Origin of the sequence: Pseudomonas sp. NPDC086251, from assembly GCF_044746405.1 — a bacterium.
Taxonomy (GTDB): Bacteria; Pseudomonadota; Gammaproteobacteria; order Pseudomonadales; family Pseudomonadaceae; genus Aquipseudomonas.
In genome coordinates this window covers 1-19406 of record NZ_JBIVBY010000024.1, presented here as the reverse complement: position 1 = coordinate 19406, position 19406 = coordinate 1, and the positions used below count along the sequence as shown (strand labels likewise).

Here is a 19406-nt window from a genome sequence, read left to right as displayed (position 1 = left end):
GCTCGCGCCTGCAACCCAGGATTCACACCTATCAACGGACGATTACGCAATGCCAAGCTCCCCTCCCGAAAGTGTTCATTACGAATTGATCAAAAAGGCCATCCCGCCATGGCTGGAAAATGCCTCCCTGCGCAGAATCAGCGCGTTGAAAACAGCCAGGTTACAGATTCTCGCTTGGTATAAATCGGCTTCGCCTGCGGTCCACCGCCACCTGAAGAATGACCTCAAGCTCAGCTGGGCCGCGCAGAACAATGTCGATCAGGCACTGAGCAACCTGCAGGATGTTCATGCCTTCGCCAAACCCCTGCTGCAACACGCGCTGAACGAGCGCTTCGGTGTCGAAGATGACGTCGAGCACACCTGGCTGCGACTGTATGCGCCGGTTAACTCGTCGTGGTGGGTGCATGACTTTGCGTCAGGCACTCAGAGCCGGACGATCTCTTTGCTGGAGGCGGCGCTGCATAATTTTTCCAGCGGCGAGACTTTCACCCGCGACAGCGAATTCATCACCCGCCCCGATGCCCGTGGTCATTTCGCAGTCAAGCACCTGAAGCAAAAAATCAGCATCGAGCAATTCAAATCCCTGTGTCGCGAACTGGACATCGGCGGCCGATACGAACAACACCTCAATGAATGTCTACTGCCAGCGAACACCGTGGCGAACAACGTCTTGCGCCATAAAGTCATCCTCAGCCAGAAAAGTGCGTTGAATGTCGCGGCGCGCATGGCGCTGATGAAAAATGACATCGACCAGGACGCGTATGACGTCGTGCAGGGCATGCTCGATGATCGCCGGAACCTGCAATGGCGCGGGCAAGCCGTCAGCTATTACAACCTGTCGATGATGGATGCGCCCCTGACCGGTGTGGTCCTGATCGCGCCCGACGTGTTCACCGCCAAGGCCATCGTCCCGGTGATTGCGTACATTCCTCACGACCCTGAGCACCCGCTCAAGCAATACCCATCGTCGCTCGAATTCATGGCCGAACTGACACGGCAACTGCGTGACACGACCTCCCCCGAGAACTATCAGAAATTCTTCAGCCAGTTCGTCGATCAGCAACAGCGCGGGCATTTTTTTGCCGGGCTGAATGAGCGCCTGAGCAAAGTCAAATGGCAACCGGTCGAGCCGGGATCGAACCTGCCGAATTGGCGCGACACGCCTGTGGATAACTCCAATCTGCAATTCGCTTTATCGAAGGTTCAGGACGATCGTCAGACCCGCTTCAACGGCGATCTGTGGGGCTACTTCTACCGGCAGAAGTTGAACAAGATCCTCAACGACGCCCGGGAAATCGCGGTTTCCACCGAATACGCCGACCGCATGGCCCGTTGGGCCTGGTGGGACAACCTGGAAAAAATCCTCTCGGACATGCTCAATGTTGCGTTGTTGGTGGCGACACCCTTGGTGCCAGGACTGGGCCAACTGATGCTGGCTTACACCGCGTATCAACTGACCGACGAAGTGGTCGAGGGCCTCGTCGATCTGGCCGAAGGCCGCGCCGCCGAGGCGGGCGAGCAAGCCATCGGCGTGCTGGAAAGTGTGGTGCAACTCGGTGCGTTCGCCGCCGGAGCTGCGATTGGCAACGTTGCGCGGGCGCAACTTTCGCCGTTTTTCGAAGGCCTGAAACCGGTGCAACTGGCGGATGGCCGGACGCGTCTGTGGAACCCTGATCTGTCGCCCTATCAACTGCAATCGCCCGCCTTGCCGCCCGAGGCAAAACCCGATGCGCTGGGCATTTACCCGCATCGGGATCAACGCATCCTGCGGCTGGAAGGTCAGCATTTCAACGTGCAAGTAGATCCGATTACGGGGCAGCAGCGTATCCAACACCCGCAACGCGCCGACGCCTATGCGCCAACCCTGCGGCACAACGGCCAGGGCGCGTGGGTCAGCGAAACGGAAAACCCGCGCGAATGGGAAGGTCCGACATTGATGCGGCGCCTCGGTCATGCCACCGACTCCTTCAGCGATGACCAACTGGAACAGATTCGCCAGATCAGCAGCACCCATGAATCGGCGCTGCGGCAGATGCACATGGACAACGCTGCACCGCCGCCGTTGCTGATCGACACGTTGCAACGCCTGGGGTCAACCGTGCCTGCTACCACCCCGCTATCCGCCGACATGGCCTTGCTGTTCAACGAATTCCCCGACCTGCCCGACACGGTGGCGCAAGGCATTCTCGCCAACGCCAGCGCCGCCGAGCGCCAACAGATCGAACAGAAAAAGCGCCTGCCGCTGCGCCTGAAAAGTCAGGCGCGGGAACTGCAATTCGAGACGCAATCGGTGCGCGCCGCCCACGGTCTATACGATGACACGTTGATCAACATCGACACGGAACGCCTGGTGCTCGGCACCTTGCGCATCAACAGCGACACCTTCGGTGAGCTGCGCGTCGAGATCAGGGAAGGCACATTCGACGGTGAACTGCGCAGCAGCGCCGGGCCCGAGAACGCAGCGCGGGTCCGGGTGTTGATTCATGATGGCGCGGGAAAATATGAGGTGCGTGATGGGTCGAATCAGCCGATCCATGCAGCGGATGGTTTTTTCGATGCCTTGCTGCAGGCGACCAAGCGCAATGGACAAAACGCGCTGGGCTTCAAGCCGGGGGACGCCGAACGCTTCAGGCAGTGGATAATGGTCAAGATCGAGCCTCCCGGCGAACGTCGGACGCTACTCGCCACGCCACCCATCCGCGCCGTGCCCGAGCATCAGACCCTTCTGCTGGTGCGAGGCGCATTCACCAGCCGGGCCGGCGAAACCCTGCACGAGCGCATCCTGGACCTGCACAAGGATTTCAGTGACAGCGAAGTCGACGCCTTCGCCGATGCCCTGATCGCCAAAGGCGAGCCGATGCAAGCCATCGAGCAGCGGGAAAACGAACTCGATGAGCTGCGCGTGATCCTCAATCGTTGGGAGTACCAGCGGGAACCCACCTGGGGACCGGGCAGCACTGCTTTTCGTGATGGCGGTGGCCAACATATCGCCGAGTGCCTGCTCAACAGCTTCAAGCGAAAGTACAGCGATATCGGGCGCCGTGCCGATCCGGACAGCTACTCGCTGGATCTCTCCACCGAGATGCTGCCCCTGAACCTGGAAACCTGGTGGTCAAAGCGCCCGCCGGAGCTGCATAAGTTCCTCGACAAAATCACCGTTCTGAAACTCGGCAATACACGGTTTTCCAGCGAAGCGAACGGCGTGCTCAAAGCCTTCCCGAACCTTCGCGAACTCAGCGCCAGACGTTGCGACCTGACGAGCCTGCCCGAAAGCATCGCCTCCCTGCACCGACTGGAGCGGCTGCAATTGAGCGACAACGCGATCGTGCTGGACGCGCGCGCCGTCGAGCAACTCAAGCACCTGACCTATCTGGAAATCCTCAGGCTCGACGGTAATCCGCTGAGCTTGCCGCCAGACATTGGCCGCATGCCTAGGCTGAAAGTCGTGGCCCTGAACAACACCGGGCTGACCTCATGGCCCGAGGGCACGCTGGCGAAAACCAGACCGCGCGGCTTCTTGCTGGACCTGCGGGAAAATCCCGTCGACCTGATTCCCGAAGTCGTCCCCGGCTCGGCACACGCTTGGGTGATCGCGCGTACCCGTCTAGACGTCGGCAGTCTGTCGGAGCTGAACCAACTGCGTTACCAGGAAATCCGTCGCTCACTGAATTTGCCCCCGGAGCCCCTCGTGGCCTCCACAACGCCGATAAATGTGGTCATCAACTCCACCAACCCGGACAACTGGACCGATGTGCCCGGCTGGGGAATAGACCGGACGACACACTGGCTTGAACTGACCGACGATCCGCAAGCCCATCGGTTCCTGACCGTGGTGCACGAAACGAAAAACTCCGCCGACTATCGCCTCGGTGGCGAACCCCGCCGGCAACTGATGCAGCGCGTGGTGCGCATGCTCGATGCCGTTTACATCGACACCGACCTGCGGCAAAAGCTCTACACCATGGCCATCGCCCCGGTCGATTGCGCCGATGCCGGGGCGCAGTTGTTCAACCACATGGGCATTCAGGTGCTCGCTTCCGAGGCTTACTCCTACTCCACGGACACCTTGGAACTGGAACGTAAACTGGTCACCCTGGCCCAAGGCGCCGCGCGACTGGAGCACGTCAACGAGATTGCCCGCGCCGATGTCGCCAGCCGTGGTGGTGATCCTGATGATGTCGAAGTCTATCTGGCCTACCAGACCGGACTGGCTGATCGCTTGCAGCTGCCGTGGCAATCCGAAGGCATGCTGTTCAGGCCGGTGTCCGGTGTCACCGACGCCATGATCGATCAGGCGTATGACACGGTTCTGGCGCTGGGCGAAGGTGATGGCCTGGTCGACAAAATGCTGGAGCAGGCATTCTGGGAAAGCTATCTGGATGAAACTTTCCCGATTCAGATCAAGGCGAACAGACGGGCGTATCTGAACAAATACGAGCTGCTTGAGACCCTGCGTTCCACTCAGCGCGAATGGGCCGAGTCCACGTCGGACCTTCGTCGAGCCGAATTGCGCAACAGTCTCAATGGCCTCATGAACGATCTACCGGTGCCCGCGACGGTGGTCTTCGCCGATGAACCGATCAGCGAGGCGATCTTCGACAGGTTGCTCGTCGACTTGGGTGACGAGGAGAAAGAGTTGTCGAGACGCTTGACCCGTGAGGCGTTAAGGCGAGCCGGTCAATAAACCCGGCTGATGCAGCTTGACGGCACAATTGTGGTCAAGCTGCATCGGCCTTCTCACACTTCGGAATCCCAGACCACATAGACGCTGCCGGAATACGTGCCGCCAACACCGGGTCGCAGCATGACTTCCATCTGATCGGGCGCGACCTCGAAATGCAAAATTTCCGGTGCGCGGTCCACATAGAAACCGGGCTGAAATTGCTGCGCGTTTTCTGGGCCTGGCATCAACCGACGGTGCCTGACCGGTTGTCCGGAGAGGTCGGTCAAGCCGTTCGGCAGGCTGACGCTGACGTGCAACTGGACTCGACGGTTCTCGTCACGGTTCTCAAGCGCGCAATCGGGAAACAGGCCGATTCCGCAGATCAACTGCATCTTGAAACGCGTTGAGGCCGAGATATTGAACGTCTGATCACGGAACAACCGCACCGGCCGGCGCCCCGCCTGCAACCAACTCTGCCAGCCGCCTGCGGGAACCAGTTGGACCTTGTTGCCGCCCGGTGGAATATCGACTTTCAAGGTGTGCTGCACGTCCAGTACAAAACTCAAGGTCAAATCACTGTCGGTTGGCAGCATCACATCGCCCATGTCGAAGTCCCCGCCGGGACCGATGCGATAGCTCAGGTCACCGGTGTAAAGCCCCGACGACATGCCAAGAGGATTTGGCGTTCGCAACTCGTAGGCGAAATCCAGGTACTCATAAGACATTGCCGGTATCAGGAATTTCGCCGTTTTGACGCAAGCCGCTTCAACCGGGGTTTTCCAGAAAAAACGAAACGCATGATCCACATAGAACCCGACACCGCTGTACAGGCAGGGAGGTGGCGCGTTGACCCAAGCACCTGCCACCCCCCCCGACCACAAGCGTCGGTGTCCTTCAGCCGCACTCGGTGCGCCTGTCAGATTCGCGGCCGTATCGCTCAGGGCGTATCGGGAACCGATGCCGGCAATGCGCACCTCGACTTTTTCAGATTCCTGCGTAGCCACGTTGGTCACCGTCAACGTCCGCCACTGCGCAGGTACTTTGAACATGGCGCTATTACGCGACACATCATCAGGTTGCATCGCTCTGTTCGATTCGAAGCGCATAGGCAACCGGATGCTGAACATCTCGTTGTCCCGGCATTCACTGGGCGCATCCGCGCAGTAGCCACTGGACGGTGTTTTATTGATGAACTTGTTGCTTTGCGGATTGGCTGAGTCGGGCGTGAACGATGCCCTGATTTCCTGATTCACCGCCTCGGCCGAAGTCGGCACAAACAACACCAGCAAGCACAGCCATCCCGGCAGACAAGTATTGAGATTCATGAAAGCTCTCTCCGATATTACAGCGAATGGCTGGGCTCAAGGCGCCGCCGCACTGAAGACCAGATTCACGCTGCCGTAGTAGCGACCCGGCTTGTACCCCCCTGCGGGCACTTTCGGCTGGATCTGCAGGGCAAAGCGCCCGCCCGCGACAGCCTGCTCGCGAGAGAGCACTTCCCGGGGTTGCGGGTCGTGGCTCAACGCCTTGCCGTTGAAGCTGACGAGCAAGTAGATGTTCTGATCGTCGCGCCCGTTGGACAGATAGGGCTCGCTCTCCAGCCGCGCGTGGATAGCGCTGGTGTCGTGCTTGACGTCGAAGTTCTTGCGCAACCCTTCCAGCGTTGAGGTATGAATGTTCCACGGCAAGGTCTGCTCGAGATGAATCCAGTTCGACTCGGCCGGTATTACGTAGAAACCCAACGTCGGAATGTCCACCGACACTTCGAATCTGTGCTCTTCCCGAGCGGCGAACGCCAGGGAGCTCATCAATGCCGCGACGCCTGTCCACAGGGCGATGGCCGATAACTTGATCATTTCAGGTACCTGTTACGTCAAAAAAAATCGGCGAGCGATCGTTACTGGCTGGCAATGTGCAGGGCCTTCTTCGAAGCGCCCTCGACCAGGTTGAAGCGGTATTCACGACCGGGCTGTTTGTCGAACGCGAACTCTTTTCCAGCACGGATGTGGTGCTTGGTGGTGGGCTCGCATTGGTTTTCCTGCTTGATCGAACAGTTGCGAAACTCATCGACGACCACCGACGTATTGCCGTTGTTGCGAATGCGGTAGGTGCTCGCGCCATTCTCGATCTGGCTGTCGTAGCGACTGTTGTTCGGCCTGACGAAGAACACCGTGCCGAACCCGGTCATGACGTTGACGCCGGCCGACAGGTTCTTTTTGTAGTCCTCGCGCTCATCGCTGGACACTGCGAATTCGTCTTCCTTTTCCGGTACGACCGGGATGAAGCGCACGCGAAAATAGCGCTCGGTGTCGCGTGCGCCCATGAACAACAGACGCGTGCCCTGCATGCCGTTGGCCGGAATGATCAGGCGCGCCGGACTGGCCATCAGCCCGTCGCGCGATGTCGCGCCAGGGTCGCTGGTGACCGGCACTTCAGTGGCGCTGCCGTCGGCGTCATAGACGATTTCCAGAATGTTGACCTTGACGAAGGCCGTGCTGTCGCCGCTGTTGAACACGCGCTTGAGGTAGGTGCTTTTGTCGCCATCCAGATAGTCGTACACCGTTCCGACGTTGATTTGCGGCCCGGCTTGAAGCCCCAGGGAAAAACCGCTCAAACCGATCATTAGCAACAGACGTTTCATAACCTTAAAACCCCACGACATTGAACACAGTGCTGGCTCGAGTTTTCGATGCGCAGCCCGTCAGATTTCTGAATCCCAGATCACATAAACGCCGCTGGAATAGCGGCTTGCCACACCAGGCCGCACCATTTGCTCCACCCAAAGGGGCGGGATTTCGAAATGCAAGGTGCCAGGTGCCCGGTCCACATAAAAACCGGGTTGAAACTGCAGGGCATTCTCCGGACCCGGCCGCAATCGCTGGCGCCGGACCGGTTGCCCGGAGAGGTCGGTCAAGCCGGCAGGCAGGCTGACGCTGACGTACACCGGGACTCGACGATCCTCTTCAGGATTATTAATCGCACATTCGGTCCTCTCATCTATGCTGACCCCACATCGCAGCTCCATCTTGAAACGCGTTGAGGCGGAAATATTGAAAGTCTGGTCGCGAGACAACGTCACCGGACGCCGCCCTGCCGCCAGCCAGCTTTGCCAGCCACCGGCCGGCAGCAATTGGACTTTCTCACCACCGGGAGGAATGTCGACCTTGAGCGTGTGTTGAACATCCAGATTGAAGTTGAGTGTCAAAACCGAGTCATCCGGTTGCATCACATCACCCATGTCGAAATCCAGCCGCGGTCCGACACTGAACGAGATTGTCCCGGTGTAGGTACCACTCTGCATTTTCAGGGGGTCTGGGGTTATCAGCTGATAACCGAACACGAAGTACTGATACTTGAATGCCATCGGAATATCGAACAGCGCCTGTTTGGTACACGCTCCCGCATCCTCCGGGACTCTCCAAAAGCTGTTAAAACCAAAATTACCAACGGTGGACCACCCCACTCCCAGACAAGGTGGGGGCGCATACATCCATGAGCCACCTCGCCAAAGTTTCTCCCAGCCTGCCGGCCCGGCAGTCCCGGTGATCTGCCCGACGGATACCGGCAATAGCGATTCGTGTCCGATACCTGCAATCCGGACTTTGAGTCTCTGCTTCTCACCGGTTTCGTGAGTGACTTCGACGTCGCGCCATTGCGATGGCACCCTGGCCATTCCGCCTTGGCGTGGATCCGTATGATTGGCCCGAATGGGCGCATTGGCGGTAAATGCAATCGGAGCAATCAGGCTGAACAGTCCTTCCGGCTTGCAGGCCTGGGGGACTTGAAGGCAGAAACCTTGCGAAGGCGTTTTGTTAATGAATTCGTTTTTATGCGGCGCTGCTGAATCCGGGACAAACGTTGCATCAATGTTCAGTACGGCCGCCTGGGTCGGTAACGAACACACTCCACACAGCAATGCCGGTGTCGCCCAAGCACCGAGCTTCTTACCAAGCCTGTTGAAAATATTCATGTCTGTCAGCCCGCCGTTTCGACATTAAAAGTTGCATCCGCCAACGTGTCCGGCGAACAACGCAGATCGCCGATCATCAACACGTTGTTTTCACTGCGGTGCTTGTCGGTATCAAGCCGGAACTGGCACAACAGCTGATCGGCATACCGCACTTCCAGCGTCGGTGAACCGGCATGCATTTCCATCGAGAAGAAGCCGTCGACTTCACTGACGCCACGGCTGGCGTGGTTGATCACGTGATGGCCCTTCAGCGGCCGGCCTTGCGGGTCGACCAGACGGCCGAGCACGGTCAGGGTTTTCATCACGTAGACCTTGCGGTATTCCACGCCGCCCTTGTTCAGGTGATAGCGGGTGCGCGCCGGTTCGATGCTGGCCGCCGGGGCGTGATTGCCTTCGAAGTCGAAGCTCACCGAACTGTTCTTGTAAGCCGTCAGCGGAATGAAATTGCGCCCCGGGCGCAGAGCAGCGCTGCCACCACTGAGGTCGTCTGCGCGCAAGGCGACGCCCTCGATGTCGGATTCGACATCGATGATCATCCCGGCCCCGCGCCCTTGATGCTGACTGGTCAGGGCCAGGCGTTGGCCACCGACGACCACGGTGCTGTCCAGGTTCAGGCCGCCGGTGAAGTTGTTGTTGAACGACGAGCGCTGAATGAAGCCGTCGCCATTGACCGCGTCGGTGCGAAAGTTCGCCAGGCTCGACAGGCCGATGCCGTAAGTGTCGGTCAGCGCGGTCACCGAGACGCTCTGCAACACATGGTCTTGCAGGTCTTTGCGATAACCGAGCGAGGCGTTGGTGTCGCGGCTGCCGTCACGGGCGGTACGGCTGCCAATGCTCCCGGAAACCTGCTGCCCCGGACCGCCCAGCGCCATGTTGATGCTCAGGTCGACGCCGCGATTGCGCGCATCGCCGCTGCTGTAACTGCCCGGTCGATCGAACAGCGACAGCCGCCAATTGGCATCGCTGCCCAGCACCTGGGTGCGTTGGGTCCAGCCCAGGTCTACGCCGACGCCTTCAACGTTGCCGTCGCTGTGGGAGATCCGCGCGTTGAACGAGCTTTTGCGACTGATCCGGTGGTTCAGTGCCAGCGATGAGTTGCTGGTCTCGCCAATGAACACATTGCGTTGGCGCACGCGGGTGCCATCGGGCAGTGTGTCGTAAGTGTTGCTGGTGTCGAGCCAGCTGCGGTTGTGACTGACCACCAGGCTGCCCGCGCCATAGTTGTACAGCGCTTGCAGATCGGCGCCGGTGCCGTGGTCTTCGGTCTGATACAGGTTGGCGTAGAGGTTGACGCTGTTGGCCAGGCTCCAGTCGATGGAACTGCCGTATTGCAGCGTGTCGCGAACCTGACGTGCCGAGAGTCCGAGAATCACCCGAGGATGCAACAAATAGTTGATCGCGGCGCCCGCCGTCGCATCCCCACTTTCCTGCTGATCCCAGTTGCTGAGCAGTTTGCTTTCCTGCCCGGCGAACAGGTTGTAGCGCCAGCGCTCGTCGTGGTTGCGCCAGTTGTTCGGCTTGTAGATCAGTTCCTGGGTGGTCGAGGTATTCTGGCCGTCTTCAATCAGGCGCACTTCCACTTCGTAAATACCACCGGGCAATGGCCGGGTGTCGAGGGTTTGCAAACCGGCCGGCACCGATTGGGTGTTGATCAGCAAACCATCGCGATAAATCTCTACCGAGGCTTGGCGATTGGCGGTGACGTAAACCGGATAGACGCTGGGTTTCGGACTGTCGATCGCCAGGCTGTCGGAGCTGCCGTACATCACGCCCACGGCGGTGTCGGGGCTGGTGCCGAACGAACGCGGCTGACGGGTCAGGCCTTCGGAATTGGGGGTGAAGTAACCCAGGCGGAAAAAACTGCCTTGCAGTTCGCGCTGGGTGTAAAGCTCGTGTACGGCGTGATAGGTCTTGGTGTCCGGCCCGCCAAGGCGTGCCAGTTGCATGTTGAAGGTCTGGCTCCAGTTGCCCAGGCTGCCGCTGGCTTCCAGGCCAAAACGTCCGCCCAGGTCCTGGTCCTGGCCACCATTGAGGTTGAGCTGGTTGCGCACCATCAGGCCGCTGCTGCCACCTTCGGGCTGGTCGTAGAAACGCTTGGCTTCGCTGTCGCGTTCGGCATTTTCGGTGACGATCGACAGCAATGAGTTTTCCAGGTTGTAGTGCACCGCCAGCATCTGTTCCGGGCATTGGCCGGTGCAGGTGCCCAGTGCCACGCCGGGCTTGAGCAGGCTGGCCCAGGTGTCGCGTTCGCTGGCACTGAAGCGGCTGTCGCTGGTGTCGGTGAACTCAAGCAACGTGACCCGATCATCGCGGGACAACACAATCATTGCCTCGCCGAGGGGTTGTTGATCGAGCTCGACCCGCACCGCCAACGGCACATCGAAGAAATGCTCTTCGAACTCCGCTGGCAGGCCCTTGGCCTGGGCCAGCAAACTTCGAGGCGTATGATCAACGGAAGTAGGCGCCGCACATGCACTGCTACATAACAGCAACGCAAGCGTTGCCGCGATGGGCGTCATCGGGAACATGAACAAGTACTCTGATTACAAGGAAGTCAAAGCCCGGCCGACAAACCGAAACAGCGTGCCGACCGGTTACGTTACTTGAATAAGTAAACGTTTTACCGTCGCAAATATTGCTTAGACGGAAGGTTCAACGACCAGCATGACGACGCCGGTGTAATCACCCGCAGCCGGCTTGGCGCCGGTTGCGCTGATTTTGAACGGTGCGCGATAGCGGACGTTGGACTCGGCGTCGCCCACCACTTCTTGCGAAGTCGTTGTCAGCGTTTTGCCATTGAGCTCGACTTTCAGATCGATGGTGCTGCTACCGGCGATCAGCTTCGGCACACCTTCCAGGCGGGCGTGCACCTTGCCGGCGGTGTGCAGCACGTCGAAGTGCCCGTCGACTGTTCTCATCGCACCGGTAGACGGGTTGTAGCTCATGTCCTGATCCTTGTTGACCAGGTCCGCATCGACGGGCACCGCGTAGAAATCGTCCGACGGCACGTGGGCAACAATGTTGATGGAGTGCTTGGCTTCGGTGGCCGCAAACGCCATCGAGGAACTCAGTGCCAGAATAGCCAGAGGAGCAGCAAACGCGATTTTCTTGAACATCTTTCAGTACCTGTCTTTTAAATAAAAAGGGTCTAAGTATTGAAAGTTTCGCTGGAGCACAACCGTCACGAGCAGTGATGTTCCAGTGCAACTTTCAACGCCGAAAGATGATCGACCAATTAATCTGGAAAGTAAGCAGGCAAGTTCCTCAAAGTGCGTAGCCAAAGTGCCGCGACCGTGGAAAGAAAAATACTGAAGTATTGATAAAGTCGCTGTTCGACTGTCAGAACAAGACTACATAAAGCCAAGACACTGGCAATAAAGGCCGACAACGACACTGCCATTTCTGTAGGAGGGATATTACAAAGCTAATGAATTAAGGTGTGAATCGTTACTTTAGAGAGTTAACACTAATTTCATTGTGTTCGCCCGTTTTAAAAGCCGAGTTTGGAGCGGCGAAAGCGCCATTTTCAGTGACGTTCTCGTCTGGCGTTGTGATCAGCCGTTGGTCGGGGGGCCTTGCGAATCGCTTAAGATATATCTTAAGTTGTATCTAAACACGACGAGAGAAGGAAAAAATGAGAGACCATCATTCCCCCCACCGCGAGCACGGCGACGGCCGCGACGGCTTCGAGAAACGCCCCGGTCGCGAACGCGGCGGTCGCGGACCACGGGTATTCGCCCCCGGTGACCTGAAATTGCTGCTGCTGGCGCTGATTGCTGAACAGCCGTGCCACGGCTACGACCTGATCCGCCAGATCGAAGGCATGTTCGACGGCGCCTACAGCCCCAGCCCCGGCGTGATCTACCCGACACTGACCTTCCTGGAGGAAAGCGAAATGATCCAGGGTGATGCCGAAGGCGGGAAAAAACGCTACGCCGTCACCGACGCCGGGCGTCAATCGCTGAGCGAGCAGGCGATTGCCCTTGAAGGCGTGCGGATGCGCATCGACGTCAGCAAACGCTCGCTGCGCGGTCATGATCGCCCGCCCGAAATCCACGAAGCCGTGCACAACCTGCGGCACGCGTTGCAACTGCACCATGGCCGCTGGAGCGCGGATGAAATCCAGCGTGTTGCTGCCCTGCTCAACAACACGGCCAAAGCCATCGTTGACGGCCCCGCCGTTCAAACTGCCCAGGAGAACGCCGAATGACTGAAGTGATCCAAACCATTCACCGTGTCATGCACGAGATCAAACGCCGTCGTCTGGAAGTGCTGCGGGTGGTCGACCTGACCCCGCGCATGCGCCGGATTACCTTGGGTGGCCCGGAGCTGGCAGGTTTCATCAGCCTCGGCACCGATGACCACGTAAAGCTGCTATTCCCGCAAAACGCGGCGGAACACGCCGCGCTGGACACCCTGGTCCTCGGTGCCGGTAAAGACAACGGACCGATGCCGGCCATGCGCGATTACACGCCGCGTCGTTACGACCTCGACACGCTGGAGCTGGACATCGACTTCGTGCTGCACGGCGACGGCCCTGCCGCGACGTGGGCCGAGCAGGCCAAACCGGGGCAGTTCCTGCACATCGGCGGGCCACGGGGTTCGATGATCGTGCCGGACATGTTCGACAGCTACCTGCTGATCGGCGACGAAACCGCCCTGCCCGCCATCGCTCGGCGCCTGGAAGGTCTGGCGGCTAACCGGCGTGCGTTGGTGATCGTCGAAGTGGAGAACGGCAAGGAGCAGCAAGTGCTGGAGAGCGCCGCCGAGGTCAATGTGATCTGGGTGTTGCGTGAAGGTGGCAAGGATCACTTGCTGACGACTGTGCGCCAGGTCAAGGTTCCGGCTGGCAGCGTGTATGCCTGGGTGGCGACCGAGAGCAAAGTGTCGCGGCAGATCCGCCGGGTGTTGCTGGATGAACATGGGCTGGATGAGCAGTTCGTCAAAGCGGTGGGTTACTGGCGGTTGGATGACAGCGACGATGAGTGATCTTTAGGGCCCCTTCGCGAGCAAGCCCGCTCCCACATTCGATCGCATTTCTTCTGAAAGAACTCGGTCAAATGTGGGAGCGGGCTTGCTCGCGAAGGCGATGTCAAAACCACTAAAAGTCCAAACCTTTGCCCCGACGCCCACGCAATTTATCCAACCCAATCACCGCCAACGCAATCACCACAAACCCCGCCAACAATCCCGCTGCATTGAAAAACACCTGTGGATAACCCAGCTTCTCCACATCAATGAACGGATACGGATAAGTCGCCAATACGTTCCCGCGCAGCAGCGAATACGCGAAGTACACGACCGGGTAAATGACCCACAACGCGATGTGCTTTAACCGCAGCGTGCCCTTGGGCACACAGCACCACCAATAGATCAAAAACAGCAGCGGCATGACGTCATGCATCAGCTCATCGGCCAGCCATTGCCAGCCTTCGGGGTGCCACAAATGACGCAACAACACGCTGTACGCCAGGCCGACCACGGCGATGCTGACGGCAACGCCACTGCTGACCCACGGCTGCAAAAACCAGCGTCGCGCCGCCGATTCACGGGACGTCAGTTCACACGTCAGCACGGTCGCCACCAAGGTATTGCTGAGCACGGTGAAGTAGCTGAAGAAGCTCATCAGCCCGCCCATCAGACTGGCGGCCAGCGTCCAGCGTGAGTAGAAAATCAGGTACAGCTGAATGCTCAAACCGGCCCAGCCGAGCACCGTCGCCACGGCCACAAAACGACGCCTCGTGGCAGCACCTGGCGCCGATTGGGTGAGCATGTTCAGAGCGGACGCTTGGTGCGCATCAACTTCACGTACAAGCGTTCGACCTTCTCCCGCGCCCAGGGGGTTTTGCGCAGGAAAGTCAGGCTCGACTTGATGCTCGGGTCACTCTTGAAGCAGCGGATGTCGATGCGCTCGGCCAGCCCGGACCATTCGTAGTGTTCAACCAGGGCGTTGAGGATTTGCTCCAGCGTCACGCCGTGCAGCGGGTTGTTGTTCTGTTCGGTCATGCCGGGCCTTTGAGCGAAGTAGGGATTGGAAGCCGCGCACCTTAGCCGAGGGGCTGTTCGGGTGGAAGGGCTCTGAGCGCTATCTTTTAAATGTAGGTGAATCCGTAAAACCTGTAGGAGCGAGCTCGCTCGCGATGGACGCCAATGAAAACGCGTGCCGTCTGGATGAACGCGGTGTTATGACGTTCTTCGCGAGCGAGCTCGCTCCTACAGGGATGACTGTTACGGAATCCGAAAGGCTGCATGTCAGGAAAAGCCCTTTCTCTATTTGTAACAGGACATTATCCTTACGCCCGCCAAGCTGAAACGCTTCCGCTACCTGCTTCACTCCAGTTCATCCCCCAGAAAAAGATCAAGAATTTCTTCTCTATGCCTTATTTTCAAACTTCGCGAGATAGCGCTGTCTTGCCAGCTATTGCCAGCCGAAAAGCCCTGAACCTGATCGGTGGATTAACCACCTTGGGTTTCGTCACCTGTGTTCAGGCAGCTCCGGCGTTCGATAGCGAGTCGCCGTGGATGCTCGGCGACTGGAACGGCAAGCGCACCGAACTCTCGGAAAAAGGCTACGACTTCAAAGTCGATTACACCGGTGAAATGGGCAGCAACCTGCACGGCGGCTACGACCACGATCGCACTGCCCGCTACAGCGACCAGTTTGGCCTCGGCACGCACCTGGATTTGCAGAAAATCCTCGGTTGGGACGACGCCGAATTTCAGCTGACCATTACCGAGCGCAATGGCAACAACATCAGCAATGACCGGATCAACGATCCACGCGTTGGCGGCTTCACCTCGGCCCAGGAAGTCTGGGGTCGCGGGCAGACCTGGCGCCTGACGCAGATGTGGTATCAGCAGAAATTCTTCGACCGGAAACTCGACATCAAGGTCGGCCGTTTCGGCGAAGGCGAGGACTTCAACAGCTTCCCCTGCGACTTCCAGAACCTGGCGTTCTGCGGCTCCCAGGTCGGCAACTGGGTCGGCGGCATCTGGTACAACTGGCCGGTTAGCCAGTGGGCGCTGCGGGTCAAATATCACCTGACGCCAGAGTTGTATGCGCAAGTCGGCGCGTATGAGCAGAACCCGTCGAACCTCGATCGTGGCAATGGCTTCAAACTCAGCGGCAGCGGCACCGAGGGCGCGATCCTGCCGGTGGAACTGGTCTGGACGCCGAAACTCAACGGCCTGCCGGGCGAATACCGCGCCGGTTATTACTACAGCAGCGCCAACGCCACCGACGCCTATAAAGACAGCAACGGCCAGCCCGCCGCCCTGAGTGGCGAGGCGTACCGCAGCGCGTCGAGCAAGCACGGCGTTTGGCTCGGCATTCAGCAGCAAATCACTAGCCGCGCCAGCGATAACTCCCGTGGCTTGAGTGTGTTTGCCAACGGCACGATGCACGACAAGAAGACCAACGCCATCGACAACTATGTCCAGGCCGGGGTCGTCTGCAAAGGCCTGTTCGATGCCCGCGCCAAAGATGACATCGGCTTCGCCTTGGCCCGCGTCCACGTCAACCCGGCCTACCGCAAAAATGCCGAGGCGACCAATCAGGCCCGCGCCGTTTTCGACTATGACGACCCGTCGTTCCTGCCCCCGCAGGACACCGAATACAGCGCTGAACTCTATTACGGCGTGCACGTCACGAACTGGCTGACCGTGCGCCCGAACCTGCAATACATCCGCCACCCCGGTGGCGTGGACCAGGTCGATGACGCACTGATCGGCGGCATCAAGCTCCAGTCGTCGTTCTAACCAACAAACCAACCCTGTAGGAGCGAGCTTGCTCGCGATGGTCGTCAACGATGACGCGTAATTCCAGGATTAACGTGTTGTCCCGGGTTTCTTCGCGAGCAAGCTCGCTCCTACAGGGATTGCAGCGTCCATACATTTATCTGAACCATGCCCGCTCAGGATCATCATCTACAGTGAACTTGCGCGGGACTACTTGAAACGTCACGGAGAACCACACTATGAGCACTGATGGTGCTTTGAGTCGAAGCCGTCTGCTGCCGAGCCTGCTCGGCATCCTGCTTCTGCTAATGGGCCTGGCCATGCTGGCCGGGGGGATCAAGCTGAGCATGCTTGGCGGCTCGCTGTATTACCTGCTGGCCGGTATCGGCCTGGCGCTGACCGGCGTGCTGCTAATCATGGCTCGCCGCGCGGCGCTGGGCCTGTACGCACTGGTGCTGTTCGCCAGTACCGTGTGGGCCTTGTGGGAAGTCGGCCTCGACTGGTGGCAACTGGTGCCGCGTCTGGCGCTGCTGTTTGCGCTGGGCCTCGTCATGTTGCTGCCGTGGTTCCGTCGTCCGCTGTTGCTGAACGGCGCGGCCCCGATGGGCACCGGCGCGCTGAGCGTGGCCGTGGTGCTCGCTGGCGTTGCGGCATTGGCCAGCCAGTTCACCAACCCCGGTGAAATCAAGGGCCAACTGGACCGCGACAGTGTCCCGGGCATGACCAACACCGCCCCGGCCATGCCCGACGGTGACTGGAACTCCTACGGCCGCAGCGCCCATGGCGATCGTTATTCGCCACTGGCGCAGATCACGCCACAGAACGTGAACAAACTGGTGCCGGCCTGGACCTTCCGCACCGGCGACCTGCCAGGGCCGAACGACCCGGGCGAAACCACCGCAGAAAACACCCCGCTGAAAGTCAACGGCATGCTCTACGTCTGCACGCCGCACAGCCAGGTGATCGCTCTGGACCCGGACACCGGCAAGGAAATCTGGCGTTTCGATCCGAAGCTCTCCACGCAAAACGCGGCGAACTTCAAGGGTTGGGCGCACATGACCTGCCGTGGCGTGTCGTATCACGATGACGCCGCCTATGCCTCCGAGCAGAGCCCGACCGGCAGCGCCAGCGCGCCCGTCACCAGCGCCTGCCCACGCCGGATCTTCCTGCCCACCGCCGACACCCGTCTGATCGCCTTGAACGCCGACACCGGCAAAATGTGCGAAGACTTCGGCAACGGCGGCCAGGTCGACCTGAGCGCCAACATCGGCGGCTTCACCGCCGGCGGTTACTACTCCACCTCGCCACCGGCAGTCACCAAGGACCTGGTGGTGATTGGCGGCCACGTTACCGATAACGTTTCCACCGACGAGCCAAGCGGCGTGATCCGCGCGTTCGACGTGCACACCGGCAAACTGGTGTGGAACTGGGACAGTGGCAACCCGGACGACACCACGCCGATTGCCGAGGGCAAGACGTACACCCGCAACTCGCCGAACATGTGGTCCATGTTCGCCGTCGACGAAAAACTCGGCATGCTCTACCTGCCGATGGGCAACCAGACCCCGGACCAGTTCGGTGGCGCACGCACCCCTGAATCGGAACTGCACGCCGCGGGCCTGACCGCCCTCGACATCGGCACCGGCAAAGTGCGCTGGCACTTCCAGTTCACCCACCACGACCTGTGGGACATGGACGTCGGTGGCCAGCCCACCCTGATGGACCTGAAAACCGCTGACGGCGTGAAGCCAGCGCTACTCGCGTCCACCAAGCAAGGCAGCATCTACGTGCTGGACCGCAGCACTGGCCAGGCGATCGTGCCGATCAATGAAGTGCCGGTGCCACAAGGCGCGGTCGAAGGTGATCACACCTCGCCAACCCAACCGAAATCCGACCTCAACCTAATGCCGCCGCCGTTGCAAGAACGCGACATGTGGGGCGTGACGCCGTTCGACCAACTGATCTGCCGGATCGACTTCAAATCCATGCGCTACGACGGCCCGTTCACCCCGCCGTCGCTGCAAGGTTCGATCGTTTATCCAGGCAACTTCGGCGTGTTCGACTGGGGCGGCATCTCGGTTGACCCGGTGCGTCAGATCGCGTTCGTGAACCCGAGCTACATGGCGTTCAAATCGAAACTGATCCCGGCCACCGAAATCGCCGCCCAAGGCCCGCGCAAAAGCGAAACCGAAGGCGTGCAACCGAACAAAGGCGCGCCCTACGGCGTCGTCCTCGAAGCGCTGTTGTCGCCAATGGGCCTGCCGTGCCAAGCGCCGGCGTGGGGCTACGTGGCGGCAATCGACCTGACCACCGCCAAAACCCTGTGGAAACACAAAAACGGCACTGTGCGCGACAGCTCACCGGTCCCGATCCCGCTGAGCATGGGCGTGCCAAGCCTGGGCGGAACCTTCACCACCGCCGGTGGCGTCGGCTTCCTCAGCGGCACCCTCGACCAGTACCTGCGCGCCTATGACGTGAAAAACGGCAAGCAACTGTGGGAAGGCCGCCTGCCAGCAGGCGCGCAAACCACACCGATGACTTATACCGGCAAGGACGGCAAGCAATACGTGCTGGTCGTTGCGGGTGGTCATGGGTCGCTGGGCACCAAACAGGGTGACTACGTGATCGCGTACAAACTGTCTGAGTAAGTTTTAGCGGCGGTAAAACGGAAGGCGACTCCTGCGAGGGGGTCGCCTTTTTTTGTGGTTTTTTGCTACACCGCCGAACAAATGTGGGAGCGGGCTTGCTCGCGAAGGCGGTGTGTCAGGCGACAGTTTTTTTGAGGGTGTACATATCCATTCCTGCGGTTACGGCCGCTGGCGGTTTCGCTTTTACAGCGACTCACTTTTCCAGACGCCGGAATGCCGGCCCAGCGAAAAGTAAGCAAAAGGCTTTGCCCCTCCATTCGGTGCCTCGCTAAGGCTCGGCATGCCGTAACGAAGGCATTGCTCCGGGGGCCCGCCGCCATCGGCCATCCATGGCCGGGGGCGGCTAACCCGGCATCCATGCCGGGTTGCCCCCTGCGCAACGCCTGCG

General features: G+C 59.6%; 13 protein-coding genes. 5 read left to right on the top strand and 8 right to left on the bottom strand.

The annotated features are described in order from the left end of the window. Positions 1 to 49 precede the first annotated feature (49 nt). Positions 50 to 4684, top strand: a complete 4635-nt coding sequence (locus tag ACIPL2_RS24730) for a dermonecrotic toxin domain-containing protein (RefSeq protein ID WP_401360708.1) — start codon at positions 50 to 52, stop codon at positions 4682 to 4684. 53 nt (positions 4685 to 4737) lie between these two features. Here ACIPL2_RS24730 and ACIPL2_RS24725 read toward each other — a convergent pair whose 3' ends face one another. The 6 genes from ACIPL2_RS24725 to ACIPL2_RS24700 all read right to left on the bottom strand — a co-directional run bounded on the left by ACIPL2_RS24725 (position 4738) and on the right by ACIPL2_RS24700 (position 11749). Beyond that, positions 4738 to 5988: a hypothetical protein gene (locus ACIPL2_RS24725; protein ID WP_401360706.1), complete on the bottom strand. Its 1251-nt coding sequence runs from the start codon at positions 5986 to 5988 to the stop codon at positions 4738 to 4740. A gap of 36 nt (positions 5989 to 6024) precedes the next feature. Then, positions 6025 to 6519, bottom strand: a complete 495-nt coding sequence (locus ACIPL2_RS24720; protein WP_401360704.1) for a CS1 type fimbrial major subunit — start codon at positions 6517 to 6519, stop codon at positions 6025 to 6027. Positions 6520 to 6560: 41 nt separating this feature from the next. Then, positions 6561 to 7304, bottom strand: a complete 744-nt coding sequence (locus ACIPL2_RS24715) for a molecular chaperone (protein ID WP_401360702.1) — start codon at positions 7302 to 7304, stop codon at positions 6561 to 6563. A gap of 60 nt (positions 7305 to 7364) precedes the next feature. Next, the gene (locus ACIPL2_RS24710; RefSeq protein ID WP_401360700.1) at positions 7365 to 8633 is read right to left on the bottom strand and encodes a hypothetical protein; all 1269 of its coding nucleotides are present in this window, start codon (positions 8631 to 8633) and stop codon (positions 7365 to 7367) included. Positions 8634 to 8638: 5 nt separating this feature from the next. After that, complete coding sequence (locus tag ACIPL2_RS24705; RefSeq protein ID WP_401360698.1) at positions 8639 to 11161, bottom strand: CS1-pili formation C-terminal domain-containing protein; 2523 nt, start codon at positions 11159 to 11161, stop codon at positions 8639 to 8641. A gap of 111 nt (positions 11162 to 11272) precedes the next feature. Further along, positions 11273 to 11749, bottom strand: a complete 477-nt coding sequence (locus ACIPL2_RS24700) for a CS1 type fimbrial major subunit (RefSeq protein ID WP_401360696.1) — start codon at positions 11747 to 11749, stop codon at positions 11273 to 11275. Between the two features lie 518 nt (positions 11750 to 12267). Here ACIPL2_RS24700 and ACIPL2_RS24695 point away from each other — a divergent pair. After that, positions 12268 to 12843, top strand: coding sequence for a PadR family transcriptional regulator (locus ACIPL2_RS24695; RefSeq protein ID WP_401360694.1), 576 nt, complete (start codon positions 12268 to 12270; stop codon positions 12841 to 12843). After that, complete coding sequence (locus ACIPL2_RS24690) at positions 12840 to 13622, top strand: siderophore-interacting protein (protein ID WP_401360692.1); 783 nt, start codon at positions 12840 to 12842, stop codon at positions 13620 to 13622. Before ACIPL2_RS24695 ends, ACIPL2_RS24690 begins: the two co-directional genes overlap by 4 nt. A 112-nt stretch (positions 13623 to 13734) precedes the next feature. Here ACIPL2_RS24690 and ACIPL2_RS24685 read toward each other — a convergent pair whose 3' ends face one another. Then, entirely contained in the window at positions 13735 to 14406 is a 672-nt protein-coding gene (locus tag ACIPL2_RS24685) for a Pr6Pr family membrane protein (RefSeq protein WP_401360690.1), read from the bottom strand. 2 nt (positions 14407 to 14408) lie between these two features. Beyond that, complete coding sequence (locus ACIPL2_RS24680; protein WP_007903672.1) at positions 14409 to 14639, bottom strand: VF530 family DNA-binding protein; 231 nt, start codon at positions 14637 to 14639, stop codon at positions 14409 to 14411. 369 nt (positions 14640 to 15008) lie between these two features. Between ACIPL2_RS24680 and ACIPL2_RS24675 the strand changes: the two genes are divergently transcribed. After that, a complete protein-coding gene (locus tag ACIPL2_RS24675; RefSeq protein WP_401360688.1) occupies positions 15009 to 16391 on the top strand; it encodes a carbohydrate porin in 1383 nt (460 codons plus the stop codon). A 218-nt stretch (positions 16392 to 16609) separates the two neighbouring features. Then, positions 16610 to 19018: a glucose/quinate/shikimate family membrane-bound PQQ-dependent dehydrogenase gene (locus ACIPL2_RS24670; RefSeq protein ID WP_401360686.1), complete on the top strand. Its 2409-nt coding sequence runs from the start codon at positions 16610 to 16612 to the stop codon at positions 19016 to 19018. Positions 19019 to 19406: the final 388 nt, after the last annotated feature.

Bases quoted from the DNA above. Each gene is read 5' to 3' on its own strand.
- ACIPL2_RS24730 (WP_401360708.1), top strand. From the start codon at position 50: ATGCCAAGCTCCCCTCCCGAAAGTGTTCATTACGAATTGATCAAAAAG.
- ACIPL2_RS24725 (WP_401360706.1), bottom strand. From the start codon at position 5,988: ATGAATCTCAATACTTGTCTGCCGGGATGGCTGTGCTTGCTGGTGTTG.
- ACIPL2_RS24720 (WP_401360704.1), bottom strand. From the start codon at position 6,519: ATGATCAAGTTATCGGCCATCGCCCTGTGGACAGGCGTCGCGGCATTG.
- ACIPL2_RS24715 (WP_401360702.1), bottom strand. From the start codon at position 7,304: ATGAAACGTCTGTTGCTAATGATCGGTTTGAGCGGTTTTTCCCTGGGG.
- ACIPL2_RS24710 (WP_401360700.1), bottom strand. From the start codon at position 8,633: ATGAATATTTTCAACAGGCTTGGTAAGAAGCTCGGTGCTTGGGCGACA.
- ACIPL2_RS24705 (WP_401360698.1), bottom strand. From the start codon at position 11,161: ATGTTCCCGATGACGCCCATCGCGGCAACGCTTGCGTTGCTGTTATGT.
- ACIPL2_RS24700 (WP_401360696.1), bottom strand. From the start codon at position 11,749: ATGTTCAAGAAAATCGCGTTTGCTGCTCCTCTGGCTATTCTGGCACTG.
- ACIPL2_RS24695 (WP_401360694.1), top strand. From the start codon at position 12,268: ATGAGAGACCATCATTCCCCCCACCGCGAGCACGGCGACGGCCGCGAC.
- ACIPL2_RS24690 (WP_401360692.1), top strand. From the start codon at position 12,840: ATGACTGAAGTGATCCAAACCATTCACCGTGTCATGCACGAGATCAAA.
- ACIPL2_RS24685 (WP_401360690.1), bottom strand. From the start codon at position 14,406: ATGCTCACCCAATCGGCGCCAGGTGCTGCCACGAGGCGTCGTTTTGTG.
- ACIPL2_RS24680 (WP_007903672.1), bottom strand. From the start codon at position 14,639: ATGACCGAACAGAACAACAACCCGCTGCACGGCGTGACGCTGGAGCAA.
- ACIPL2_RS24675 (WP_401360688.1), top strand. From the start codon at position 15,009: ATGCCTTATTTTCAAACTTCGCGAGATAGCGCTGTCTTGCCAGCTATT.
- ACIPL2_RS24670 (WP_401360686.1), top strand. From the start codon at position 16,610: ATGAGCACTGATGGTGCTTTGAGTCGAAGCCGTCTGCTGCCGAGCCTG.